This window comes from Aquabacterium sp. (assembly GCF_016234775.1).
Classification (GTDB): Bacteria; Pseudomonadota; Gammaproteobacteria; order Burkholderiales; family Burkholderiaceae_C; genus Aquabacterium.
Map to the genome: position 1 here is coordinate 34,655 of NZ_JACRAH010000039.1, position 25,962 is coordinate 60,616.

The following is a 25,962-nucleotide window of genomic DNA, read 5'->3' on the forward strand; positions in this document are numbered from 1 at the left end:
CCATGAAAATCCCGAAACTGCCGAGCGTCAAGCTCAAGAAGAGCACGGTCATCTTGCTGGTTGCCTTGTCGGTCGGCTTGCTTGCTGCATTCGCCGCACGAAGCTATCTCAGCAACCGTATGCAGGAAATCGAGGTCAAGGCCAAAGGGCGCCTGATCGACATGGTGGTGGCCAAAGTGGATCTCGACAAGGGGTCTGTTCTCGATGAAGACAGCGTGGCCGTTCGACCCATTCCCGAAGAGTTCGCGCACGCGTCCGGGATCTTGCCTCAGGACTTCGACAAGGCCTCGGGAGAGCGGCTTGCCTTCCCAGCCAAGGCGGGGCAGATCCTCATCTGGAGCATGCTTGAAAGCAAGAAGGCCCCTACGTTTTCAACGCGTGTGGAGGTCGGGCATCGTGCGATGACGGTGCCTGTTGATGAGATCAGTTCCATCTCTGGCATGTTGGAACCCGGAGACATCATCGACCTGATCGTGACAGTGGATCGTGACGGCCAGAAATACACCTTGCCCTTGCTGCAAGGTGTGACGGTGATGGCCACTGGCCAGCGCTCCACCGATGACCCTGAAGGTGCCAGTGGCCGACGCGAATATTCGACAGTCACGCTCGACACCACGCCTGAACAGGCCAAGCGCGTGATTGCCGCCAGAGAGGGTGGAAAGATCACCGCCTTGCTGCGCAATCCACAAGACAACGAGCGCATGAAGGATGGTGCCATGCAGTTGGCCGATCTGCTCATGAAGGGGCGAGCTTCTCAAGGAGGCACTGCCTTGGCTGATGGAGATGGCGTACCGATCCTGTATGGGGGCTCATCGAACAAGTTCACGCCTGAACAGCTGGAGCTGTCGCGCGCTCGTGGCAACAAGCAAAAAGAAGATGAGCCTGCAAAGGAATCAGATGCCAAGGCCAGCGGTGCGACTGACAAGTCATCACCGCAGAGTGGCCATGACAACAAGGACAACTTGTCGAATCGAAGGTCAGAAAAGAAATAACACGTCCTTCAAGCTTGAAGCAGTAACAAATCAGGTTCGCACAACATGACTACCCCAAGAGTCCTCCCGTTTTCCAAAGGCCATTTCAACGCGATTGCATTGGCCTGCATAGCCATGCTGGCGTGTCATGGCCATGTCGTGATGGCGCAAACCGTGCCTGCGGCTTCCACAGACGCCGCACAAGCCAATGTGCAGACGGTCACATCAGATACCGCCAAGAACGGTTTTGCGCCGCATCTGGATGCGAAGACAAAGGCCCGTGCAGTACGCAAGAACGGTGGCTACAGCCCGGTCAAGGCACTGGAAGAGCCAGGCAATGTGCCGGAAATTGAGATGTTCGTGGGTGAATCTCGGGTGCTGCCTGCACCAGGCGTTGGCCGTATTGCGGTTGGTAACGGGCGCATCCTGACGGCCGCTGTGCTGGATAAAAAGGAAGTGCTCGTCTTCGCCAACGAGGCCGGTATTTCTTCCTTGTTTATCTGGAACGAAGACGGTCGCTACCAACGTCTGAAGATCAACATCGTGCCCGGCGACACATCACGTGTTGGCCGAGAGATCGCGGCCTTTGTTGCGGCCATTCCGGGCGCCAAGGCTTCGATCGTGGGCGACAAGGTCATCGTCGAAGGTGATCGACTTTCCGATCAGGATCTCGGCAAGATCAAGTCGTTGGAAAAGATCTACCCACAGCTTCTGAATTTCACCAACCCAAGAGGCTGGGATCAGATGGTGATGATGGATGTGAAGGTCGTGGAGTTTCCCAAGACCAAGCTCAACGAGTTGGGGCTGAAGTGGTCTCCTGTTGGCGGCGCTGCGGTTGGTGCCGTCTGGATGCCATTCCGTCATGGCAACCAAGGCCCCTATCAGATTCAGATCCCTGTTGGAGGCAGTGGCGGCAAGCCCCCTCTGGTGGACATCGATACCTCTACTGGTACGGCAAAGGACTCAACATCGCTGTACGGCGGCATCAATGCGCTGTCCGGGGTCAATATTGGTTTAAGCGCTTTGCTCCAGGCGTTGGCGCAAGAGGGCTCAGCGGCCGTGCTGGCCGAACCTCAATTGTCGACACGCAGCGGAACAGAATCGACGTTCTTGTCGGGCGGTGAGTATCCGTATACGGTTCAATCGATAGAGGGACCGCACGTCGAGTTCAAAAAGTACGGTATCTCGCTTCAGATCAAGCCCTTGGTTGACAAGGATGGTTTCATCCGAGCCGAGATCAAGAGTGAAGTGAGTTCCATTGATCCTTCCGTTAGCACGGTTTCTGGCCCCGCAATTCGGACTAGAAGAACCGAGACCGAGTTCAACGTCAAGAGCGGTCAGACCATCGTGTTGAGTGGCCTGTTGTCGCGTGACATGAGCACCAATTTTGACAAGGTGCCGTTCCTGGGAGATATCCCGATTCTGGGCGCTTTGTTCCGGTCGAAGCGCTACATGAACAATGAAACCGAGTTGGTGGTGTTTGTGACGCCCACGGTGGTGGACACCACAGCACCAGGTCTGGTTGATCGCGTCAACAAGACCCATGAGCGCTTGAAAGAGGCCTTTGGTGAGAAGCCTTATCTGAGCGAGCCCTTGCAACCTGCGCGCGATCTCAAGGAAGTCAATGCGCCAGTAAGTGTTTCAACTGATGCGCCGTCTGCCGATACATCTGGTCAAGGCGGATCGCGCAGTTCAACTGCGCGAGCATTGCCGGCACCAATGCCTGTGAAGCAGGTTGAGGCTGCCAAACCTCTGCCTGCAGACAATGGTGCGTTGGTCAAGCCAAACGATAATCCTCTTGTGGCTAAGAAGCCTGCCTCTACGGCTCAACCGGCCGCGATCGAAGGCAAGAGCATCGAGCAGCAGGTCACCCTGGAGGGCCTGGCGTTGCGCGCCAACCCCGATATCAACGCCCCCATCCTGATGCATCTGGGGCAAGGTGCCATCGTGCGTGTCAGTGAGTCAGGCACGGCAGGTAGTGGTGATGATGCGTGGCGCCGAGTGACAGTGGGCGCCGTTACCGGATGGTCCGCAGCGCGATGGCTGGCCCCGGTCGCCAATGTTGCACAAGCAGTTCCAGGCAAAGCAAGCAGCAATATCGGCAAGTCAGCGCAACAAGGTAAGCGCATCGAGCCGTTGAAGGCTTCCACCAAGCTTGTCGCTCGGCCATTGAGTGCGGAAGTCCCTGCGACTGCCGACACGCCGGTTGAGAAGGCTTCGCCCAAGTATCGCGTGGTCCTGCCCAAGCTGGCTCTGCGCGTGTCACCCGACGTCAATGCCTTGATCGTGATGCAAGTACAAGAAGGCGCCATTGTGGAAGGTTTGCCTCAAGGCTCAGTCGGTGGGTGGACCGCCGTTCAGGCCGGAGATGCAAGCGGCTGGGTCGATTCCCAGTGGATCACACAGACTCGATAAGGCCAGACCATGCGCATTGAAGTTGAAGACTCGGATGGTGGCAAGCAGCTGCTCGAAGCGCCAGATGACTCGATTGTGGGCAAGGGCGCACAAAGCGAGATCAGGCTCAGTAGCTGGCGCGTGTCCAAAGAACACGCTCGTTTGTTCAAGACGCCTTCAGGCATCCTTGTCGAAGACATGGGTGCATTCGGCGGCGTCACGGTCAATGGCAAGCGCATCGACATTCAACATGGTCCGTTGAGGTCCACCGATGTCATTGGCGTTGGCCCCTATAAGTTGCGTGTGCTGTCTGCTCAGGATGATCGCGGGATGGCCGCTGGCCCAGCCGTCTCTGCAGCGCATGCCCAGTCTCGTTCGGATACGGTCGGCACGCGAAACCGCAGGGCTTCCGAGAGCCTGCAGGAGTCGCGCAACGCCGCTCTGCGAGCCCAGTCTGAGATCTATCAACGTGAGGCGCCTCGTGCTCAACCAGAGCCGCTAGAGCCCCCCAAGGCAGCTGACTTTGCAGTGATCCTGGTGCCAAGCAAGGAAGAGATCGAGCTGGAATTCGAGTGGCGCAAGAAGATTCACGATGCCCTGCTGGAGAAGATGGACCTGCGGCGTCAGGACGTCTCTCGCATGACGGACGAGCAATTGAAGCAGGAAACAGAAAGGCTGATCAAAGGCATCCTGCAAGACAAGGCAGGTGAGATTCCTCCGAGCATCAACAGGGAAGAGTTGTGTCTTCGCGTGTTGAACGAGGCTGTCGGTCTGGGGCCGCTTGAGGAATTGCTTGGTGACGATTCCGTGTCGGAAGTGATGGTCAATCGTCACGACGAAATCTTCATCGAACGTGGCGGGCAACTGCAGAAGTATCCGATTGCCTTCACCAATGACAAGGCCGTCATGGGTGTGATCGAGCGCATTGTGGCGCCGCTGGGCCGACGGATCGACGAATCCTCGCCCATGGTGGACGCTCGTTTGAAGGATGGTTCACGTGTGAACGCGATCATCCCGCCTTTGGCGCTGAAGGGGCCGACGATCACGATCCGGAAGTTCTCCAAGAAAAAGCTGAATGCGGGTGACCTGGTCAAGTTCGGTTCCATCGACGAACAGATGGCAGAGTTCTTGAAGATCTGCGTGGAGTCCCGCAAGAACATCGTGGTGTCGGGCGGTACAGGTTCCGGCAAGACAACCCTGTTGAACATCCTGTCCAACTTCATCCCCAGGGGGGAGCGGATCATCACGGTTGAAGATGCGGCCGAGTTGCAGCTGTCTCACGAACACCTGATCAATCTGGAATCACGTCCATCCAACGTTGAAGGGCGAGGCGGCGTGTCCATTCGCGAATTGGTCAAGAACACCTTGCGTATGCGCCCCGACCGCATCGTGGTGGGCGAGTGCCGCGGTGCCGAGGCGCTGGACATGCTTCAGGCCATGAACACGGGTCACGAAGGCTCGCTCACCACGCTTCACGCCAATACGCCGCGAGACGCCTTGGCGCGTCTGGAAACCATGATCCTGATGGCAGGCATGGAGTTGCCACTATCGGCCATTCGCGAACAGATCGCCTCAGCCGTGGACATCATCGTCCAGCAGACCCGATTCCACTGCGGTAGCCGTCGTGTCACCTACATCGTCGAGATCACCGGTATCGAAAGCGGGAAGCTCCAGATGCAGGAGCTGTTCCGATTCATCCCTCGTGGACATGACCCCATCACGGGCAAGACAACGGGCTTTTTCACCGGTTGCAACATGGTCCCGAGCTTCTACGAGGAACTCTCGCAGACATCGCATGGACTGGACGTCAACATCTTCAAGGCCATCGATCCTGAAAGTCTTGAACAGTTGTCGGGACATCGAATGGGTGATCGAAGCAATTCGAGTGGCAGAGATGGTCTGGCCATGGACCTGTCCCACTGAACCGAGGCAGGTCAAAGATGAATGGATCACAAGTAGTTATTGTGTTGTCGCTGGTCATCGCTTTGTCGGTGGCCTTGCTGGCCTGGTTCATCGTGGATGTCGGTACAGCTGGTGTGGCACGTTATCGAGCCAGGTTCACTGAGCGGGTCAAGTTCCAGGCTCGGGAGTTCTTTCTCTTCATTGATCCGGGCCAACTGTTCCTGGCCAATATCGCCATCATGGCCCTGGGCAGCGCCTTGGCATGGATGATGTCGGAGAGCCTGGTAGTTGTGCTTATCGTGCTGGGCCTGTTGGGCGCGATGCCCCGCGTGTTGTACGCCCTCATGCGCAAACGACGCTTGCAGCGCTTCGAAGAGCAGTTGCCTGACTCCTTGATGATCCTGGCTGGTGGTTTGCGCGCAGGTCTTGGTCTGACCGCCGCGCTGCACCAGTTGGTGGCCGAAGCGCGTGCCCCTCTGGCGCAAGAGTTTTCCTTGATGTTGCGTGAACAGCGTCTGGGCGTGACGCTGGAGCAAAGCCTCAACAACCTGACCCGACGTGTGCCGGTTCAGACCGTGGTGCTGGTTGTGTCCGCCATGCGTGTGGCCATCGAGACAGGTGGTGGTTTGGCTGAAACATTAGAGCGCACCTCCGTGATGATCCGCAATCGCATGCAGATGGAAGGGAAGATTCAAGCGCTGACAGCACAAGGAAAGATGCAGTTGTGGGTGGTCGGATTCCTGCCAATCGGCTTGATGCTGATTCTTAACAAAATGGAACCTGAGGCCATGGCCAACCTCTGGCATACGCCCCTGGGTTGGGGCGTGCTGGCCGTGCTGACATTCCTGGAGTGCATGGGTGTCTACATGGTCCGCAAGATCGTCACGATCGATGTTTGATCGAGGTTGTCTTCATGGATCAGATCATCAATAACCCCTCGACCGTCTTCTTTGGCATTGCCCTGGCAGTGGGTATGAGCGTGGCCGCTTGTGTCTGGCTGCTCAGCAAGGTGATTGCGGATGTGCCACTGGAAGATCGGGAGTTCAAGGATCCTCCGCCTGTTGGCTTCCGCCTGTTGTGGTGGCCCATTCAATTGGTGAGCCATTTCATTTCGCCCTTGATCAATGAGGCACGTTGGAACAAGGTGGCCAGTTCGTTGATACGGGCCGGCCTGGAATTTTGCTTGACGCCCGGCCAGTTCACCGCCTCACGGTGGGTCGGTGCTGTGGTCGTGGCGCTCTTCATGTGCCTGGTTCTGAGCATCCTCCCGTTCGCAAGCATCGGGCCAACGACGTATGTCTATACCTCGCTGTTTGCTGGCGTGTTTGGTTGGATTTATCCGGCCATCTGGCTCAGCGAGCGCATCACGGCCCGCAAGAAGGAATTGCTCAAGACCTTGCCTTTCGTGCTGGATCTGGTCACCTTGTGCGTGGAGGCCGGCCTGAACATTCAAGGCGCCATGGCTCAGGCTGTCGCCAAGGGCCCGCATGGCGTGCTGCGCGACGAGTTCATGCGTGTGCTGAGAGACATTCGTGCGGGCAAGCAGCGTGCTGACTCTTTGCGAAGGATGACGGCGCGACTGCGTGAACCCGGCGTGACGTCGTTCGTGACAGCGGTGATCCAGGCAGAAGCGATGGGCATGAGCCTGGGCCCGGTCTTGCGGGCGCAGGCAGATCAACGACGAAGCGAACGGTTCTTGCGTGCAGAGAAGGCCGCCATGGAAGCGCCAATCAAGATGCTGTTTCCGCTGATTGTCTTCATCTTTCCTTGCACGTTCATTGTGTTGTTCTTCCCCATCGTCATCAAGTTCATGGCGTCCGGTTTTTGATGAATAAACGGCGAGCTCAAGCCGTGTTCAATCTTCAGGTGAGTTAAATGGGAATATCGCGTCGCGCCTCTGGCGCCATTCGGACCGTCAGCGGTTCACACGCGCTCGACATCCGTATTGCTGACAGCTTCTGGTCTCGGTTCAAAGGTCTGATGCTGACCCGTGAGCTGAAGGACGATGCTGGCCTGCTGTTGAAAAAGTGCAGCAGCATCCACACAGCGTTCATGCTGTACCCGATTGACCTGCTTTATGTCGATGACTCGGGCGTTGTGCTTCAGACATCGGGAACCATTCGTCCCTGGTCGACGGACAGGTTCAGAGGTCAGGGCTTGTTTGTCTTGCCTTGGCGCCGTACGCGTGTACACGCGGTGGAGTTGCCCGCTGGCACGATCTCGGGGCTGTCGATTCGGCCAGGCGATGTGCTGAACGATGGCACATCTTCACCAAGCGATGTGACATTGGCTTCCCAGCCTTCCAAGCTGGCGCATTCAAAAGAGCGCGGAGCGGCCTTGGTCGAGTTCGCAGTGGTAGGGCCACTGATCACGCTCTTTGGTTTGGGCACAGCGCAGTATGGCTTGTTGTTCAACGCCAAGAACATGGTCAATCACTCTGCCTTCATGGCCGCTCGCGCTGGATCCTTTGGCAATGCCAATATCGACACCATTCGAACAGCGTATATCCGTGGCTTGATCCCGCTTTATGGTGGTGTCAAGAACGTAGGCGACATTGCTCCTTTGTTGACGAAAATTGGTGAAGACACAGTTGGGCATATCAAGATAGAGGTGCTCAGCCCAACGAAGGAGAGCTTCGAGGACTGGAACGACCCACGTTTGCAGAAGCTGTTGGATACCAAGGGCAAGCGAGTCATCCCCAACCGTAACCTCGCTCGTAATCTGTCTGACAAGAGCGCGTTGATGGCGCTTGGTGTCAACCACACGGTCTCGAACATCGAGAACAACTGGGTGAAGTCCAAGTCTGGCCAAAGTCTGCAGGATGCGAACATTCTGAAGTTGCGCATCACCCATGGTTATGAGCCCAAGGTGCCGGTGATGAAGACCATCTACATGGCCTACCTCCGTTGGCTCAATACGGAGCCTGCTGCAGATTTTCGAACGCTGCAAATTGAATCCGGCCGCATCCCGATCGTGTCCCACGTGACGGTGCAAATGCAGACGGATGCGATTGAGTCTGATAACACCTCCATTCCTGGCATGGGCAATGCGGGCAAGCCCAAGGATCCTGGTGTACCACCCAAGCCCAAGAACGAGCCACCCAAGTGCCAGACCATTCTTTGTTCTGATCCTGAGCAGTCTTTGGAGCCTATCGTTGATGGTGGCGGCCCCTCGGACGGCGGTTCGTGCCCTATTCCCAAAACCGAGGTGTCTCTGGACTCGGACGTGCTGTTTGCGTTCGGCAAGTCGGATCTCACGGCGGATGGCAAAGCGAAACTGGACAAACTGATTGCCGACGCCAAGGCAGCCAAGGACAAGGGCGAGACCTATGCCAGCGTGAACGTGATTGGCCATACCGATCAACTCGGCAGCCCGGCGATCAATGACCCGCTGTCTCTGGCGCGCGCCAAGGCGGTCAAGGACTATCTCGTGTCCAAGGGCTTCCCAACCGGGCAATACACGATCGAAGGGAAGGGCTCCAGAGCGCCTGTGGTGTCCATGTCGGCCTGCGAGGGTAAGACGGATGCCGCGTTGAAGGACTGCCTGGCGCCTAACCGCCGTGTGGTCATCGAGTTGATCAAAGGTTGACGGTGCGAGTCCCCGAGAAATTGAATCAGGGTGAAGACAGAATGAACGAAAAACGAATTCAAGGTAAGGGCCGATTCCTCAACCTGCTGGCGAGTGCATCGCTTGTTTTGGCAGCTCTGCAATCGGTGCATGCGCAAAGCTCTTCACCGTCATCAAGTTCCGCCTCCTCGTCCTCATGTGGTGCGCCGGCCACCGGCCCTGGTGCGTGCGTAGCGGACCAGCCCGCGAGCAAACCTGACCCCAGTCCGACTGCGTCAGCAAGCAATCCCATCAACACGATAACGGGCAACAAGTATCAGCGAGAGGTTGACTTACCTGCATTGCCAGGCGTGCTGGGCCTCGAGATTGTTCGCCACTACAACAGCGACTTCAGTGGCCTCAAGAACACCAACGGGATCATGGGGCGGGGGTGGAAACTGTCCTACGAGACGCGACTGTCCGTTCAGGGGGCTCACCTGGAGGTGATTCAGGCTGACGGTCGGCGTATTGCCTTCCAAAAGGAGTTGATGACAGGGCAAGCCGGTGGAGCCAGTCCAAGCGACGGCAAGATCGTTATTCGCGCCGGTAACCAAGGACCTGAGTACACGTGGGTGTGGCCCAGTGGCAGAAAGCTGACCTTTGACGCACAAGGCAAGTTGCTGCAGATCGCTGCACCGACGGGTGAGTTCGTCACGCTTCAATATGATCCGAAGGGCCTGTTGATTCAAGTGATCGACCCACAGGGGCGTCGTTTGAAGTTGAACTACCCCGAACGGAGCGTGGCAGAGGCTGGCCGCTTCAAGGGCGTGCAAAGCGTCGACTCACCCGTTGGCCGCTTTGTGTACGAGTACGGCAGCCCGATACCCAAGGAGGCGAAGGTTGCTGTGCATCAACTGGCGGCCAACCTTGTTCGGGTTCAGATTCCGACACAGTACAACGCAGATACACCTGCACACGGTTTGACAAGTCGCGGAGCGAGCAGCAGTGACCTTGCACGTATCTACCACTATGAAGATGCGCGCTTTCCCACCTTGCTGACGGGGATCAGCGTTCAAGGCAAGGACGGGAAATCGAAAGCTGACCGTATCGAACGACTGGCTACCTACGGCTACGATGAACGTGGCTGGGCCGTTCGATCCGTGCATGGTTATGGCATTGAGTTGGCTCACATCGATAGAGCGGATGAGCGCAATGCTGGTCACGCAGTTCTGGTTCACAGCAAGTCGGCACAGTCTCCTCAAGGGCAGAAGCTGGAAATATGGAGCCGGCAGATTGCCGGGGCCTATCGCATCACCGAAACACGTGGTGTGGCTTGTCCTACTGTCGTACCTTGTCCTGAAGCCAACATGCGCTATCGGTACGACGATCGCGGTCTGGTGATTGAGGCCATCAAGCTGGATGCGCAAGGTTTGGCGTTGCAGGGCACGCGTACTGAATACGATGTCGTGGCCCGCCCTGTGAGAGTGACGAAGGTTGAGTACCAGAACGGAAAGCCGGTTGGCGAGCACATGCGTGTTCGCTATGAGTATGGTGGTTTGCCTGCCAATCACAGACAACAACGCGACGAGCCAGTCAACGTTTACAGCGACAAGCCTGTATTGATCGCCGTGCCCAGCGTAGTACCTGGGCAGGAGCACAAGCTACATATCGAATACAACGAATTCGGTCAGCCCACCCGGATCACAGATACGGGTTGGTCTCCCGCGGTAGCTGATCAAGCTTCAACGCTGCTGCAGCGTGTGACCACGAACCGGTATGCCCGTATCAATGGACGGAGCGTGTTGCGTGCATCCGATGGCCCTTTGCCAGGTGACAAGGACACCACGCAATTCGAGTGGGAAGAGCACGCCAATTTCGTGGTGCAAACGCAGTATCCCAATGGCATGCGAGTACGGATGGAGCGAGATGAGGCAGGACGGCCCACGGTTCAATCATTGATGGACGCGAATCGCCGAATTCAGTACGTCAACACCTATCTCCCTTCAGGCAAGATCGCCAAGTCGGTGCGATCAGCCATGTTTGACCAGGGCACCGAACTGAGAGAAGAAGTTGTTCAGTCTTTCGACGTGTTTGGTGGCCTTGCCAGCTTTCAGGACTCGCAGACAGGCCCGTGGCAGATTCAAGCAGATGAGCGTGGTCGCATGACTTCGATTCAAGACGTGCGTGGCAGGGAATTGGCGTTCGTCCATAACGAGCAAGACCAGTTAATGGCTTGGATTGCTCGTGATGTCGACAAATCAGTACGAGATGGTCGTTGGAATTTCTTCGGTCAACAAGGTGAGTTGCTCGATGCGACGGTGCCGCGACAGGGGAACGCGGCGGAAGCCGTGCTTTCGGGCTTTGAGTATGGGGAGAATCTGTCTCGGCCGAAGTTTCAGCACATTGCTTATCAGGCAGAAGAACCCTCCACTCAGCCCGAAGCCGCTCGCTTCAAGCCGCGCAGTTTCAAAGCGGCATTCGATGACTTTGGACGAGTCGTCCGCGATTCCAGCCCCGTAGAGGGTGATATTCGGTATCACTTCGGGATGAACCAGACCGGATCCTGGCGCGAAAAGATTCATACAGATCTGGGGGGGCAGTCGAGCCAGCGAGAGCGGCTTGAGTTTGATCATGCAGGGCGGCTGACCAAACGTATCAGGGGTGACTGTGTTGAGCGATTGGTCTACGAGGGGCAGTTGGTTCGAGAACTGCTTGGCTGTGGCGCCCGAACCGTGTATTCGAGAGACGCATGGGGGCGCATCACCGAGCAAGTCAAGCACGTTGGCGAAAAGGTGTTCACGGAGCGCTTTGCCTACGACGCCTCTGGCTGGATGAACAAGCGGCAGTTGGTGGGGGGCGATGTACTCTATTACGAACGCTTGCCGCAGTCTTCGGAATTGAAAGGCGTATTTTTGGAGTCGCCGTGGTTGAAGTCGATTCGTCTGCACGTGAGCGATGCACTGGCTGATGCCATGGTCCAGGCGCTTCCCAGGGGATGGACACAGACCACGGTCATGGACATGCGCGTCGCGCGCTTCTGGGACAGTCAGCCTGTCAAATGGCAAACGGTCGGCGGCGCAGTGATAGAACACTTGCACACGCGAGAAGGTCGGGTTGGTCGTATCACGGCGTCGGATGCTTCCAGCAAAGAACTGGTCTCCATGTCTTACAGGTACGATGAACTCGGTTTGACGAGATCCGTCGAGGCGCAAAACTGGAGCCTGAATCAGGGGGCAAAGCCGCAGCCTTCGGTTTTCCAATATGGTCCGCAGCGTGGCGCGCTGATACGTGCGGGCATGTCGGCTTCAGTGCGGGCGTCTGTCAATGTCGTCGCTGCCGGTACGCCGGAGCGATTCGATGGATTTGGTCGTGTTGTCGAGCGCACAACGAGGAAAGCTGGCAAGCCGGTCTTGCAAGGGTTTGACTATGACGCTGCTGGCCGATTGTCTGCTGTCAAAGAAGGTGGCTCGGTTGTAGCCACCTATCAATATGACGCTCATGGGGACCGCGTCGCCAAGTCAGTTTGGGCTCATGGCAAGTCCAGCACAACCTACTTCGTTTATGACAGCAAGCACAGACTGTCAGCAGAGGTCTTGCCTGATGGGCATGTCAATCAATATTTATATGATGGATACGCGCCATATGCGATGCTGTCGAACGGCGAACCCTTGGCCGTGCATACGGATGCACGCGGTATGCCAGTTGCCTTGAGTGATGTGCGTCAGCAGGTGGTGTGGCGGGGAGAATTTGATCCAGACGGCAACGTGTTGCGTGAAGAGGGTTCCGGATCCGTCAAGCTGAGGATGCCTGGCCAGGTGTTCGATGAGGAGACCGGGCTCTACTTCAACGTCAACAGGTACTACGATCCGTCATCGGGTCGCTATATCACCCCTGACCCATTGGGGTGGACCCACGGTGAGGGGGCATACGATTATGTTGGCGGTCATCCTTTGGATGGTAGTGACCCACTGGGGCTCTTCGAAATTCCGACATTGGATTTCTTTGGCATCAGTTCGGCGCCGCTAACTGATGAGGGGCATGGCGATATTGTCAGAGTCGCATTTCAATTGTATGCGGCCCAGAATCATGAGCAAAGGTTCTCCCAGGAGATTATTGATCAGATTGTGTTGAATAACTATCACACGGATGCGGCTTCATCGATTTTTGGTGGCGGCGGTGGACAGTTTGTGGCCAAGAATCACTTCGATAATCCAAATGACGGACCGATGTATCTGGACAAGGAGATGACCAAGTTGAATCCTGATTACAATAATCTGTCCTGGATAAAGAATTCGGTGGATCAACTTAATGCTAATCGAGGGGGTTACGGTCTTGTTGTTGCTTATAAATCGGGGGTGGGTGATATTTCAGAGATCATGTCCAGTTTTGGTCGAAGCACACACACGCTGGCAGACTTTTACGCCCACACCAATTGGGTTGATGATCCCAGTCGCGGAGGCTGCGTGGATAACAAGCGTCTTATCGGCAAGAACGAAGTGGGTTATGTGCCGTATGGGCTTGGCAAGACAGAGGTTTGGAATGAGGATGTGTCGGACTCCGCCTTGAAGGTGCTATACAGTGGAACGGTGAGTTTGGAGCCGAGTGCGGCTTTGGGTTGTATCAATGACATCAGTTGCTCGGAGGATAAGACCACTCATGGTTATTGGGCAAAGGATGCGGATGGTCCATCAGTTTTTACTGATGATCAGATCAAGAAGTATGCAGCCAAAGGTTTGAAGTTTTATGGTGTTCATGAATACGAGCCTGGCATGAGTGTTGATGGTCAGGCTTTGGTGCCAGAAGATTATGGGGTTTCCTGGTGGGCGGAAGATGCTGCGACGGGCGTCCGTAAGAACGCATTTGCTGACGTGAAGAAGGGTGATCGCATATATGTCAAGCAAGACATCTATAATTCCCATCGTTTGGCCAAGGCGCTGGCCATTCAGGCTACCATCAACGAAATTGATAAGTTGTACAAGGCGGCCGCGGGAGTTAAAGTGGGTAGTCTGCTTTTGACGGATGTTTTCAAGATGGAAAAAGCTAGGCTGGATAAAGAGAAGGTAGAGTACGACAGATATCCGGCAAAGAATAACTGAGGGTATCTATGTTGAAAATGGTGAGCTCGATTTTCAAGTCCACGAGGATTCCGCAGCGTTTTGGTGTGAGCGCCGCCATGTTGACGTTTGCCTCCTGTGCATGCGCCATTGAACGATCAGACGTGATGGTTTGTGGTTTCGAAGATGGCAGTGAGGCCACACTGAAAGCAACGCATGATTGGTCCCCTGTGGGGGCCTTGGCGGGCCTCATTGGGGATGTGTCGAGTAGAAGAAATCAAAGCGGGTACACCGCTTACTTCCAAGCGGGTAATGGCAAGTCAAGCAAGGCGCCGCGCGGCGCCATGTTTGGCATTCCAATCGATCAGGGCAAGTTGGTCCAGTCGATCGGTGTGCGCTTGTGCTCGGAGGTGGCCGTGTGGCGTGGCCGGCCCTTGGTCAATGGCGCTTTTTTAGCCGATGAGGGGGGGTGGCAGGACATGGCATTCTCGGCTCGCCGATTGCCACTGCATTTCGAAGATATGCCTGGCTGGGTGAGTGCTTATCTTCGTAAATACGATGGATGGCCGGCGCGTGGCGGTAATTTTGTTGCGCCGGTCGGCGATGTGTTGGTCAGCGAGCAACCCATTGGGGATGCAAAGGCCAAATACGTGGTTAGCGCTGTCTACCAAAGTATTTCCAGGGATGGTGGAAAAACCTGGGATGCTCCGGTCCTGACACCACATGCCTATATTTTTGAGATCGGGCGGGTCATGGTGGATCAGAGCTTTGTGGGGCGCCCATTGACGTATGAAGGACAAAAATTCCAAGCGCCCAAATTCACACGTCCTCAAACGCAGGAAGAGAGGAACGAAGCGATTCAGAAGTTACCCGTGCATTGGCAAAGGGTGATCTCTGGCTCGGGCACCCCAGGCGGGTAGCTCTGTTTTGACCTGCGAATGAAATGCGCAATTGGCTTCGGATTTCTTTGGCGCTCCTGCCGCTCATATGTGCTCACGCGGTCATGGCGGCTTGCGGACCTGTTTCTGTCGAGCGCACCCAATTCGAGGTGGCGCACTCCGGACCTGTTTGCCTCGGTCACGACATCACTCGGCCAGGCGAAATCTTTGCCTGGATGAATGGTGGCGAAACATCAGCCGGTGGTGCCGTGGGTTACCTTGGTGCCTCTAAGGTTGAACTGGACCTGCGGGGGCACACCATCTTGGCGAAGAGGGTAGGCGTGAGCGCCTTGCACGACGCCGCAAAGCGATTGACGTCTGACGACTATCCCGTTGGGCTGGTGATTCGCAATGGCAAGTTGATCAGCGCGACCGCCAGCGGCGTTGTACTGGACGATTTATTTGGTGATGTCTTTCTGAGCTTGAAGAGTGAGGTTGAGCGTTTCTGTGCCGACGGCAGGTCTTCAGATTACGTGAAGGCTTGCGTGAAAGATTGGTACGAAGATGAGCTGGGCGTCCTTCAGCGCATGAAGCGTAATGTTCCCCGTACCGGGCATCGCCTGGAGCAGTTGGATGTGTCTGCCGAGCGTGTTGCCGTGGCGATCAAGGGCAGTGGCAATGTGGTGCGCCAGAACCAGTTGAAGGTGACCGGGTGCGGCGTCAACATCTACCTGATTGGTGGCAATCAGGTGATCGAGGGCAACACCATCGTGGTCAGTGGCGCACGTTGCAGCCCTGCAGACGCCCCGATCAGGCTGCATGTGGGCGACAACAGCGTGATTCGCAACAACACGATCATCATTGAAGGTTGGGGCGACAGGCCTGACGCGGCGATCAGCGTCATTGACAGCCAGAACGTCCTGATCGAGAACAACAAGGTCGTTGGGGCCAAGACGCTTTACAAGATCTGGGACGAGGATTCTGGTCAGAAGAGTTCCGTGACGGAGCGCGGCAACGAAATGAAGTCCTCGTGGCTTGGCTGGAAATAGCGTACCCCAAAGAAAACAGCCCATCGGCCTAGGAGCGACGGGCTGTGTGGTCGGTCATCCCTACCGGAAGACCTGATCCAGTGGGGCGATCCCCGGATCTACCCCTGCGAAGGGGAGCCACCAGATCGGTGGCGTGGTGCAGCAAGATCGCCTTGCCTGCCTGATCAAAGTCAGGCCGAGCACCCATTGATGGCGCCGTTACCCGGCTACCCTGTCTGGCGTTGATTACCTCAACGTGTCGACGGGATTCAGTATCTCGCTTCTCGCCCTTTTTGTGGCGTGAATTTGCACGCAGATCAAAGGCAAAGCGCTTTTCGAGCCTTGGGCGTGAGAAAGTTGGCGGCACACTGTGTACCCATGCGATGGCACCGCGCCAGACGAAGGCGCTTTCAATATGGTTTGTGAACTTTTGACGGTCGGCCAGATGGCGCAAGCCGATGCCGCCACCATCCAGGCCGGTACCCCCGGCTTCACCTTGATGCAGGCCGCGGGTGATGCCGTGGTGCGCGCCATCACGCAACGCTGGTCCGCACGCGACACGGTGGTGCTGTGCGGCCCTGGCAACAATGGTGGCGATGGCTTCATCGTGGCGGCGCGCTTGCGCGAACTTGGGTGGCCCGTGCGTGTGGCCTGCCTCGGGGGCGCAGATGCGCTCAAAGGCGATGCCGCGCTGGCGGCCCAGGCGTGGTTGCAAGGCAGCGAAGGGGCGGCCGACATCGGCGCGCTGCAGCCCGCTTGTCTGGATGGCGCGCAACTGATCGTCGATGCGCTGTTTGGCGCCGGCTTGACGCGCCCCCTGGATGGCGCTGCCGCCGATGTGCTCATGCGTGCCAGCGGCAAGGCGCTGCCCATCGTGGCAGTGGACGTGCCCAGTGGCGTGTGGGGCGATACAGGCGAAGCCTCAGGCGCCGTGCCTTGCCAGCTCACCGTGACTTTTTTCAGACTCAAACCGGCTCACGCCTTGATGCCCGGCCGAGCTTTGTGCGGCGAGGTGGTGCTGGCCGACATCGGCATCGAGCCCACGGTGTTGCCCGCCCTGAAAGTGCAGACCTATGACAACCAGCCAGCGGTGTGGCGTGACGTGTGGCCGCACATGGATGCAGCGGGCCACAAATACCACCGTGGCCACGCCTTGATCTGGGGCGGGCCCGAGATGACCGGCGCGGCTCGCCTGGCGGCGAGATCGTGCGCACGCATTGGTTCCGGGCTGACAACCGTGTGCACCCCTCGGCGTGCCTGGCCTGTTTACGCCGCGGCGCTGGAGTGCATCATGGTCCACCCGCTGGATGGTGAGGCCGCCGCCAGCTGGCAGATGGGGCTGGAAGGCCTGCTGGATGACGATCGCCTGTCAGCCATGCTGATGGGGCCGGGCGCCATGGGTGGCACCAATGCAGCGGGTATCCGCGGCGTGGTGTTGACCATGCTGGCCAGTGGTCGCCCGGTGGTGCTGGACGCCGACGCCATCTCGGCCTTTCATGAAGACCCGTCCTTGCTGTTTGCCGCCATCAAGGGGCACAGCCGCCCGGTGGTGCTGACGCCGCATGGTGGCGAGTTCGTGCGCCTGTTCAAGGCGCCGGAGGTGTCTGTGGCGAGCAGCAAGCTGGACAAGACTCGCGCGGCGGCCAGGCTCAGCGGGGCGGTGGTGCTGTTCAAGGGGGCCGATACGGTCATCGCGGCGCCGGATGGGCGCGCAGCCATCAACCGCCATGCGCCATCCACCTTGGCGACCGCCGGGGCAGGCGACGTGCTGGCCGGCATGATCGTCGGGCTGCTGGCGCAAGGCATGCCGGCCTGGCAGGCTGCCTGCGCTGCATCCTGGTTGCATGGCGATGCCGCGCAGCACTTCGGCCTGGGTTTGATCGCCGATGACCTGCCTGACCTGATCCCGGCCGCGCTCCAGCGTCTGGCTGCCTCGCACTGAACAGCTCAGGCAAGGCCTGTGCCTCAGTTCATGCAGGTGCGATTCTTGCCGGTGCGTTTGGCCTCGTACAAGGCCACGTCCGAGCGGTCCAGCGTGGCTTCGATGGGCTCACCCGATCGGTAGAGTGTGACGCCCGCCGAGAAGGTGATGAACACCTTCTTGTCTTCGTGCTCGAAGAACTCCGCACTCAGCGTGCGTTGCAGCCGTGTCAATACCTGCTGGGCTTCTTCCAGGCCGGTTGCCGGCAGCATGACCACAAACTCCTCACCACCGTAGCGGGCCACCACGTCAATGGGGCGCAGGCATTCGCCCACCCGCCGTGAGAGGAACTTCAAGGCCTCGTCACCGGTCTGGTGGCCCAGGGTGTCGTTGAGCTTCTTGAAGTTGTCCACGTCCAGCAGGCCCACGGCCAGCGTGGTGCCGTCGCGTTCCATCTTGGCCTGTTCGATCTCGAAGGCGCGCATCATGCCGCGGCGGTTGGCGATCTGCGTGAGCGGGTCAGTCGACACCTCGTCAGACAGCTTGCGGATCTCGTCTTCGAGGTGGCGAACACGTTCGCTGAGTTCGCTGGCTCGTGCGTGTTCGTCGTTCAAACGCGCCTGCGTTTGCGACACCACACCTTGTACCGCGCGGCTTTCTTCCACCAGTTCGCGCACCACACTGGTGAGGCTCTCCAGGCTGTCTGCCTGGCCGATGGTATCGGCGTAGCGGCCCAAATTGTTCTGGAAGCGGTCTGTGGTCATGCCCAGTTCGGCGATTTCCTGCAGCATCTGGTGAATCAGTTGCTTCAGCGCCTGGCGGGCTGCTTCGCGCTCTTTCTTGAGCTCCTGCTGCTTCTGGCGTGTCTGCTCCAGCAATTGCTGGATGTGACGCACGCCTCTGCTGTTGAGTCCCTCGTCCAATTGATGGCGCATGGCCTGACATTGGCCTTGCACCCAGCTGTCATCTTCAGACAGGTCGGTCAGGCTGTCGGTGAGTGACAGACACAGGTCCATCAACTGGTCGATCAGGTGATGGCGGTGTTCAACGATGCGGCGGGCCTGATCACAAGCCTGGCTGATCTCGGTCTTGATCAGCTCGTATTGCGCTTCGGGCACGGCGGTGTCCCGGCTTGGTGCCAGGGCCGAGCGCATGGCCTGATTGGCTTCGGTGGATTGCGCTTGCTGGGGCGGCAGGGCTGCTTCAATGGTGTCGGCGAGCTGGTCGATGGCGTGCAAGGCCAGTTGTGGCCACGCTGATGCCTGCGCCCGCTCTGCCGTCGCTGTAGGCGGGCTTGTTTCCGCGCCGCCGTCGGCCTGTGCGGCCGTCTGGCCAGCCTTGGCAGGTTCGATCGATGATCCTGTTTCGGTCGGGGCGGAAGACTCGCCTGTGGAGGCCTGCACGTCCTCGCCTTCCAGCGAGCTGCTGTCCAGCGTGTCGCTGTCCCAACTGCTGACCAGTTGGCTCAGTCTCTGGTGCAGGCGGTTGGCCGAACTTTTGCTGCCATCCAGCACGCGTTTGAGGCTGTCCTTCTTGCGCGCCGATGTCCATTGGCGGCCACCTCGCTCTGCACCGCGCAAGATGCGCGTGATCAAGGTGGACCAGCGCTCCCCATCGTCGTTGTTCTGATTGGCCTCATCGCTTGCTGCAGGCTTATCGGCGGGCTTCTCCGGTGCCTGTGCCAATACCACCCCACCTTCGGCTTCATAGGCCTTGCGGTAGTTGTCAGGGGTGGGTTCCAGTCGCTGCTCGGCCAGGCGTTTCAGCGCGGCCTTGGCCAGTTGAGCTGGTGTGGGCTCGGCTGGCGTGGTGGACTTGGCAGCAGAAGGCGTGGAGGTGCTTTTGGACGTGGCCATGGTTCAACGTGAGCCGCTGATCCGGGGGGCTGTCGGGTCGCTGACCAGTGCGGCGCTGGCGATGCGAGGCAGTGTCTGGCCTGATTGCGTGTCGATCAGCCATTGTTCAACTTGTGCCGCTGGCATCGGGCGCGCAAACAGGAAGCCCTGGCAGATGTGGCAGCCCAGGTTGTAGAGCACTTCCATCTGCGTCACGTTCTCGACGCCTTCGGCGATCACACGCAGGCCCAGTGCACGAGCCAGGGCGATGATGGCCGAGACCACGGCGCCGCTTTGTGGCGTGTCACCCAGATCCTGCACGAAGGATCGGTCGATCTTGAGTTCGCTGATGGGCAGCGTGGTCAGATAGGACAGCGAGGAGTAGCCAGTGCCGAAATCGTCGATGGAGATTTCGGTTCCCAGCTGGTTGAGGCGATGCAGCGAAGGCACGACACCCTGCAGATCCTTCATCAGGCCGGTTTCCGTGATTTCCAGCTCGATGGCGCGCGGCTCGACACCCAGGCGCGACAGAATGGATTCGATCTTTTCGACCAGATCGCCTTGTTCGAACAGGCGGCTGGGCAGGTTGACGGCAATGGAGGCGTCAAAGCCAAACTTCTTTTCCCATTCCTTGGATTGGCGGGCGGCCTCTTCAATGGCCCACAGGCTCATCTCGTTGATCAGACCGGTGGCTTCCGCCAGCGGAATGAAGTCACCCGGCGGCACGAGCTGGCCGCCACGTTGCCAGCGCATCAACGCTTCGGCGCCCACCATGCGGCTGGTGCGCACATCGATCTTGGGCTGGTAGTACAGCACCAGTTCCTTGCGCTCCAAGGCCTTGTGCAAAGCGGTGTCCAGATCCAGGCGCACACGGCCCTTGCTGGCCAGCAGCGGGTCATACAGTTGTGCGGTGTTGCGGCCCTGGCTCTTGGCCAGGTCCATGGCCACATCGGCGTTGCGCAGCAGGTCAGCCACGTTCAGGCCGTGAGCTGGGTACACGGCGACGCCCACGGAGGCTGTGATGAAGCACTCCTGACCAGCGGCGATCATGGGTTCACGCAGCGCATCCAGGATGCGGCGGGCGGTCTCCATGGCTTCCTGGTCATTGGCCACCTCAGGCAGCAGCACGACGAATTCATCCGCACCCAGGCGCCCCACGGCTTCCAGCGTGCGATGCGTGCGCTGGCCGGGAATGTCCATGCTGCCTTCCATCACCTGCTCGGAATGGCGCACGCAGGTGCGCAGGCGGCGCGAGACTTCGACCAGCAGTTCGTCACCCGCATGGTGGCCAAGGTTCTCGTTGATGATCTTGAAGCGGTCCAGGCCGACCTGCAGCATGGCTACGCAGTGGTTCAGGCGCTTGGCATGTTCGATGGCGCGTTCGCTTCGCCAGAACAGCTGACGGCGGTTGGGCAGGCCGGTGAGCGTGTCAAAGTTGGCCAGGTGCTTGATCTTGTCTTCTGCCACGCGGCGATCCGTGACGTCCTGCACGATACCGGTGTAGCCGATCAGATTGGCCTGCTCGTTGAACTCGGGCTCGGCTTCCACGTGCAGGATGCGCTGACGGCCATCTGCCAGGGCGACCTGGACGTCATTGCACAAGACAGTGCCGTGGTGCAGAACTTCACGCAGAACGCGTTGAAAGGCCTGACGCTCCTCTGCGGGCATCATGCGCACGATCTGGCGCAGGCCCAACCTGTCATTGGCACCCATGCCGAACACGCGCAGGCCTTCGAGCGAGAAGGCAATGTCGCCAATGCCTTTGCGCCAATCGAAACTGCCCATGCGGGCCAGGTCCTGGGCGCGTGCCAGCTTGGCCTTGCTGCGCTCCAGTTCATAGCGGGTGCGCGAAGCGCGCAGCAGATAGCGCAAACGACCCGCCAGCAGGCTCCATTGCGTGCATTTCACGAAAAAGTCGGTGGCGCCGACTTCATAGGCGCGGGTGATCGAGGCTTCGTCGTCCAGGCCGGTCAGCATCAGGACGGGCAGCGACTCAAAGCCGGGCAGGTGGCGCAGCTCCTGGCAGGTCGCAAAACCGTCCAGCCCCGGCATCACGGCATCCAGCACCACCACGTCGGGCAGCAAATCGGCCATCAGTTGCAGGGCCTGTTCGCCGGAACTCGCCTCCGTGATGGCGAAGCCTCGCTCGCGCAAGGCGATCGAGGTCAGCAAGAGATTGACCTCATCGTCGTCAACCAGCAGGACTTTGGGCTGATCTTCCGCGTTCTGGGCGGCCATGAGGGCGTCAGGGCTCATGGCTCAGGCCTCCAGCAACTGGCGCAGGCCATGGAGCACGCGGTCAGCCTCAATGGGTACCTCGTGGATGCGTGAGCTCAAGTCTTCTCCTGTCTGGCGCCGGATCATGGTTTCAATTTCGGCACACATTTGTGACAACTTGAGTGCGCCGATGCTGGCCGAGGACGACTTCAGTGTATGCGCAACATGCATGATGGCCGCGCTATCGTTCATCTTGAACGCTTCGTCGAGTTGAGGCAACAGGCGTCCTACCGATGTTTCAAAGGCCTTGGCCACACGTTCGAGCAGGCGGTTGTCGCCGCGTGGATCGAGCTCACGCAGGCGACGCAGGGCTTCAGCGTCAAAAATCTCGTCGTTGGCCGAGGGCGTATCGGTCAGCAGCGGGGCGGGCGCGGATGCAACACTGTGTGGTTCGGGTGCAAGGGAATCTGCGGTGCTGGACGATGAGTCGCTTGTGGCCTGGGCCGCTGGCGCCGGTGTCAGCGCCGCCGGGACGGTGGTCGCGCCCACGTCATCGGGCAACTCACGCAGGGCCATGGGCACGGTCGCGGGTTCGTCATCACCGGGCTCGTGTGTGAGGTCTTCACCATGCAGGCCTTCAGGGTGGGTGTGCTCGATCAGGATCTTCTGCAACTGGCTTTGGCGGAAGGGTTTGGACAGGTAGTCGTCAAAGCCCAGATCCAGGAAGCGTTCCTCGTCGCCCTCCAGCGCGTTGGCCGTGACGGCGATCACGGGTGTGCTCGGTGGCGTCTGGAACTTGAAGCGAGAGGTGGAGCCACGGCGGAACCAGGTGAGGGCTTCCACGCCATCCATGCCCGGCATCTGGATGTCCATGAGGACCAGATCGAAGTTGAATTCACCCAGTTTGCGCAACCCCTCCAGGGCCGAACTGGCGACCTTCACGTCGCATCCCAGTCTGCGCAGCATCTGGCTGCAGACTTCCTGGTTGACGGAGTTGTCTTCCACCACCAGCACGCTCTTGCTGATGCGGATGGCCTCATGCTGCACATCGCTGCCCAGTTCGGCCGAGATGCCCAGAATGGCCTGACGCAATTCGGCCTTGCGCAGGGGCTTGGCCACAAAGCGCTGGAAGCCGGCTTCTTGGGCGCGGCGCACGTCGTCCGGTGAGGACACCGACGACAGCAGGATCATCTTGAGGTTGGGGTAGCGGCCGCTGGTGCGCAGGGCTTCGGCCAGTCCCAGGCCGTCCAGCTCAGGCATGTTCATGTCGACCAGGGCGAGCTCGAACTCAGCGTCCTGGGTGCGGTGGGCCATGAGGATGTCGAGGGCTTCGCGGCCATTGTTGGCTTGCGTCACCTTCATGCCCCAGGCGCTCAGCATGTTTTCGATCACCGTGCGGTTGGTGTCGTTGTCGTCCACGACCAGCACGTTGAATGAAGGCATCTCGGGCTCTTCCAGCATGGCCATGTCGACCTGGGTGTCGCCCACCCGAACCGGGACGCGGAAAACGAACTCCGAGCCCACGCCAGGTGCACTGTGTGCCTCGATCTGGCCGCCCATGAGTTCGACCAGTTGCTTGGAGATGGCCAGACCCAGGCCGGTGCCGCCATAGCGACGGGCCATGCCGCCGTTGGCCTGCACGAAGGCACTGAACAGGCGGGGGATGACATCCGAAGGGATACCGATGCCGGTGTCGCGCACCATGAATTCCAGCTCGATGGCAGAGGCGCCTTCGGCCAGGTCGACGCCACCAGATGCCCCGCTCATCACCCCACCAATGCCGCGGCGGATGTCCACCACGACCTCACCGTGTTCGGTGAACTTGATCGCATTGGCCACGAGGTTGGTCAGGATCTGACGCAGGCGCAGCGGGTCGCCGTGGATGACGGCAGGCAGCCCGGGTTGCTCGCGGAAGCTCAGCTCCAGGCCCTTCTCGTGGGCGCGTGGTGCCATCAGCTCCAGGGTGTCCTCCACCAGGGTGCGCAGCACGAAATCGCAGGTGGCCAGTTCGAGCTTGCCGGCTTCGATCTTGGCGAAGTCCAGGATGTCGTTGATGATTTCCAGCAGGCTCTCGCCCGAGCGGTACACGGCCTGGGCAAAGCGGCGCTGCTTGTCGTTGAGCGGCGTGCCCAGCAGCAGCTCCGTCATGCCCAGAATGCCGTTCATGGGCGTGCGGATCTCATGGCTCATATTGGCCATGAACTGGCTCTTGGCCTGGCTGGCGGCTTCGGCCAGGTCGCGGGCGCGTTGCAACTCCAGGGCCTGGTTGTGGTCGTCCGTCACGTCGGAGACCAGACCGTAGATGCGGGACTGGCCGTCTGGCAGCAGGCGGGCACGGGTGCGGTGGCGGATCCAGCGCAGGCCCTTGCCGGGCACGTCCAGGCGCAGCAGCGCATCGCTGGCCTCGTTGGCTTTTTCGTGTTCTTCCTGCGCGGCAAACAGATGGCGGTCTTCCGGCACGATCATGTCGCGCACCCGGTTGGGGTTGGCGCGCATGTCCTCGGCGTTCATGCCCAGCAAGTCCTGGGTGCGGGGGCTGAGGTAGAGGTAGTGCTCGCGGGCTTGCGTGGCCACATAGACCGAGTCGTCCATGGACTCGACCAGCTCGCGGAAGCGGCGCTCAGATTCCTCCAGATCGGCCTGAGCCTGCCTGGAGGATGTGATGTCTCGCACCAGCGAGATCAGCAGGCGAGGGCGGCCATTGCTGTGACGCAGCGCGAAGTGCCGGGCGTTGACCACGCGTGTGCCGTCTTCGCCCAGCCAGGTGAAGTCGTGCTCGACGGTCTGGCCGGTCTCGATGGCCTGCTGCATGTACGGGTTGGTCATGCCCAGCACGGACTTGCCCAGCGCGTGTTCGATCGATCGGCCTACGACGCGGTCGCGCTGCAGGTTGAACTCGATCTCGGTGTAGCGGTTGATGGCCACCACGTTCAGGTTGACCGGGTCCAGCACGAACAGGCTGACGGGCAGGTTGCCCAACAGGGCTTCCAGGAACTCGCGCTCCTGATCGCGGATGTGCTCTTGCGACTTGCGCTTGGTGATGTCGTTGAACAGGCAGACGTACTGACTGCGGCCACCCGTCTCATCCAGCATCTGGATGGCGTCGATTTCGCCCCAGTAGCGGGTGATGCTTTGTGTGCCTTGGCGTCCAGCCTCGTAGGACAGGCGGAACGGGACGCCGCGCGACAGGTGGTCTTCCAGTTCCACGACCGTGTTGCCATCGCTGACCTCCTGAGCCAGCAAGTCGGTCAGGCGGCGGCCAATGACACGGTCTTCCGGCCAGCCGGTCAGCGCCACAAAAGCGCTGTTGATCCACTCGATGGTGCCATTGCGGTTTGTGATGGCCACGCCACTGCTGATGCGTGATGCCACGAGCGTGAGTCGGCTCAGGTGCTCGGCGTTGGTGGCCATGTGGGCCAGGTTGGCGTCGCGCTGGGCCACAAAACCCAACTGAATGGCAGCGATTTCGAGCACGGCCTGGCAATCGGTGCGGTTGGCCTTGGGGTCATCAAACTCCAACAAGGCCAGTGGCCAGCCTTCGATGGACACGGGCAGGGCCACCACGCGGCGTGTGCCGGTGTGCCGCCAGGGGTAATGGGTAGCCGGGCCGGGAGGCAGATCCGACATCTGCGGGGACAGCTTGCTCAGCGCCTCACCCAGGGGGCGCTCGTCCCGGTGCGTGGCGGCAATCGTCGACACGTCGATCATGTCGTTGCCGTCTGCGCCGGTATCTGTCCAGGGACGCAACAGCGCCGATTCGCCGTTCCAGCCTTCCACACGCAGGCAGATCCACGACTGGCTGCCCAGGTGCTCGTGCAGGGCTTCGCCCACTCTGCGCAAGGCCTGGGCCAGATTGGGCGCACCGTGCGCGGCCTCGGCGATCTTCTGGCTGAGTTGGAGTTGACGCTCGGCGTCGGCCAAAGCATCGTGCGTGGCAGCTGCGGGAACGGGGATCGTGGCAACCGCCTCCGTATCCTGAGGCAATTGGGTGGCTTGTGGCGCTTGCGTGCTGCTGGGTTGATCACCGGCCGGGCGCAATGGCCTGCGCGCCAGCACGCCAATGCCGGTGGAGGCCAGCACGGTCAACGTCAACCCCAGGCCGCTGAGGCCCCAGTTCCAGGTCGCGGCAGCAATGGCTGCCGTGGCCAGAAGGAGCATCGTCACGGTCCACGGATTACGCTTTGAATACGGCTTTTGAGGCATTGCCTGGAAATTC

General features: G+C 59.3%; 13 protein-coding genes. 10 read left to right on the plus strand and 3 right to left on the minus strand.

Going from position 1 to position 25,962, the window contains the following annotated elements; translation table 11 throughout:
* Nucleotides 1–2: 2 nt before the first annotated feature.
* The 10 genes from cpaB (at nucleotide 3) to HY836_RS11975 (ending at nucleotide 17,715) form a co-directional block, all read left to right on the plus strand.
* Nucleotides 3–992 (plus strand): Flp pilus assembly protein CpaB, encoded by a 990-nt coding sequence (cpaB, locus tag HY836_RS11930; RefSeq protein ID WP_290676374.1) that lies wholly within the window; start codon nucleotides 3–5, stop codon nucleotides 990–992.
* Between the two features lie 45 nt (nucleotides 993–1,037).
* Nucleotides 1,038–3,386, plus strand: a complete 2,349-nt coding sequence (locus HY836_RS11935) for a pilus assembly protein N-terminal domain-containing protein (protein ID WP_290676375.1) — start codon at nucleotides 1,038–1,040, stop codon at nucleotides 3,384–3,386.
* Between the two features lie 9 nt (nucleotides 3,387–3,395).
* Complete coding sequence (locus tag HY836_RS11940; RefSeq protein ID WP_290676376.1) at nucleotides 3,396–5,288, plus strand: ATPase, T2SS/T4P/T4SS family; 1,893 nt, start codon at nucleotides 3,396–3,398, stop codon at nucleotides 5,286–5,288.
* A gap of 17 nt (nucleotides 5,289–5,305) precedes the next feature.
* Complete coding sequence (locus HY836_RS11945; RefSeq protein ID WP_290676377.1) at nucleotides 5,306–6,166, plus strand: type II secretion system F family protein; 861 nt, start codon at nucleotides 5,306–5,308, stop codon at nucleotides 6,164–6,166.
* A gap of 14 nt (nucleotides 6,167–6,180) precedes the next feature.
* On the plus strand, nucleotides 6,181–7,095 hold the full coding sequence (locus tag HY836_RS11950; RefSeq protein WP_290676378.1) for a type II secretion system F family protein: 915 nt from the start codon (nucleotides 6,181–6,183) through the stop codon (nucleotides 7,093–7,095).
* Between the two features lie 47 nt (nucleotides 7,096–7,142).
* Nucleotides 7,143–8,855 carry an OmpA family protein gene (locus HY836_RS11955; protein WP_290676379.1) on the plus strand — a complete coding sequence of 571 codons (1,713 nt, stop codon included), beginning with the start codon at nucleotides 7,143–7,145 and terminating at the stop codon, nucleotides 8,853–8,855.
* A gap of 41 nt (nucleotides 8,856–8,896) precedes the next feature.
* Nucleotides 8,897–13,909: a DUF6531 domain-containing protein gene (locus HY836_RS11960; protein WP_290676380.1), complete on the plus strand. Its 5,013-nt coding sequence runs from the start codon at nucleotides 8,897–8,899 to the stop codon at nucleotides 13,907–13,909.
* 8 nt (nucleotides 13,910–13,917) lie between these two features.
* On the plus strand, nucleotides 13,918–14,787 hold the full coding sequence (locus tag HY836_RS11965) for a hypothetical protein (protein ID WP_290676381.1): 870 nt from the start codon (nucleotides 13,918–13,920) through the stop codon (nucleotides 14,785–14,787).
* A gap of 299 nt (nucleotides 14,788–15,086) precedes the next feature.
* Entirely contained in the window at nucleotides 15,087–15,794 is a 708-nt protein-coding gene (locus HY836_RS11970) for a right-handed parallel beta-helix repeat-containing protein (RefSeq protein WP_290676382.1), read from the plus strand.
* A 394-nt stretch (nucleotides 15,795–16,188) separates the two neighbouring features.
* On the plus strand, nucleotides 16,189–17,715 hold the full coding sequence (locus tag HY836_RS11975; RefSeq protein ID WP_290676383.1) for an NAD(P)H-hydrate dehydratase: 1,527 nt from the start codon (nucleotides 16,189–16,191) through the stop codon (nucleotides 17,713–17,715).
* A gap of 23 nt (nucleotides 17,716–17,738) precedes the next feature.
* On the opposite strand, the gene HY836_RS11980 is transcribed toward HY836_RS11975, so the two are convergent.
* The 3 genes from HY836_RS11980 to HY836_RS11990 are packed head-to-tail and all read right to left on the minus strand — an operon-like array spanning nucleotide 17,739 to nucleotide 25,904.
* Nucleotides 17,739–19,550, minus strand: coding sequence for a diguanylate cyclase (locus HY836_RS11980; protein WP_290676384.1), 1,812 nt, complete (start codon nucleotides 19,548–19,550; stop codon nucleotides 17,739–17,741).
* A 3-nt stretch (nucleotides 19,551–19,553) separates the two neighbouring features.
* Entirely contained in the window at nucleotides 19,554–21,785 is a 2,232-nt protein-coding gene (locus tag HY836_RS11985; RefSeq protein ID WP_290676385.1) for an EAL domain-containing protein, read from the minus strand.
* A gap of 3 nt (nucleotides 21,786–21,788) precedes the next feature.
* The gene (locus HY836_RS11990) at nucleotides 21,789–25,904 is read right to left on the minus strand and encodes a response regulator (RefSeq protein WP_290676412.1); all 4,116 of its coding nucleotides are present in this window, start codon (nucleotides 25,902–25,904) and stop codon (nucleotides 21,789–21,791) included.
* Between the last annotated feature and the right edge of the window lie 58 nt (nucleotides 25,905–25,962).

What these genes read in the sequence shown, in the direction of transcription:
- HY836_RS11990 (WP_290676412.1), bottom strand. Translation starts at nt 25,904, where the DNA reads ATGCTCCTTCTGGCCACGGCAGCCATTGCTGCCGCGACCTGGAACTGG.
- HY836_RS11985 (WP_290676385.1), bottom strand. Translation starts at nt 21,785, where the DNA reads ATGAGCCCTGACGCCCTCATGGCCGCCCAGAACGCGGAAGATCAGCCC.
- HY836_RS11935 (WP_290676375.1), top strand. Translation starts at nt 1,038, where the DNA reads ATGACTACCCCAAGAGTCCTCCCGTTTTCCAAAGGCCATTTCAACGCG.
- HY836_RS11980 (WP_290676384.1), bottom strand. Translation starts at nt 19,550, where the DNA reads ATGGCCACGTCCAAAAGCACCTCCACGCCTTCTGCTGCCAAGTCCACC.
- HY836_RS11975 (WP_290676383.1), top strand. Translation starts at nt 16,189, where the DNA reads ATGGTTTGTGAACTTTTGACGGTCGGCCAGATGGCGCAAGCCGATGCC.
- HY836_RS11965 (WP_290676381.1), top strand. Translation starts at nt 13,918, where the DNA reads ATGTTGAAAATGGTGAGCTCGATTTTCAAGTCCACGAGGATTCCGCAG.
- HY836_RS11950 (WP_290676378.1), top strand. Translation starts at nt 6,181, where the DNA reads ATGGATCAGATCATCAATAACCCCTCGACCGTCTTCTTTGGCATTGCC.
- HY836_RS11945 (WP_290676377.1), top strand. Translation starts at nt 5,306, where the DNA reads ATGAATGGATCACAAGTAGTTATTGTGTTGTCGCTGGTCATCGCTTTG.
- cpaB (WP_290676374.1), top strand. Translation starts at nt 3, where the DNA reads ATGAAAATCCCGAAACTGCCGAGCGTCAAGCTCAAGAAGAGCACGGTC.
- HY836_RS11940 (WP_290676376.1), top strand. Translation starts at nt 3,396, where the DNA reads ATGCGCATTGAAGTTGAAGACTCGGATGGTGGCAAGCAGCTGCTCGAA.
- HY836_RS11960 (WP_290676380.1), top strand. Translation starts at nt 8,897, where the DNA reads ATGAACGAAAAACGAATTCAAGGTAAGGGCCGATTCCTCAACCTGCTG.
- HY836_RS11955 (WP_290676379.1), top strand. Translation starts at nt 7,143, where the DNA reads ATGGGAATATCGCGTCGCGCCTCTGGCGCCATTCGGACCGTCAGCGGT.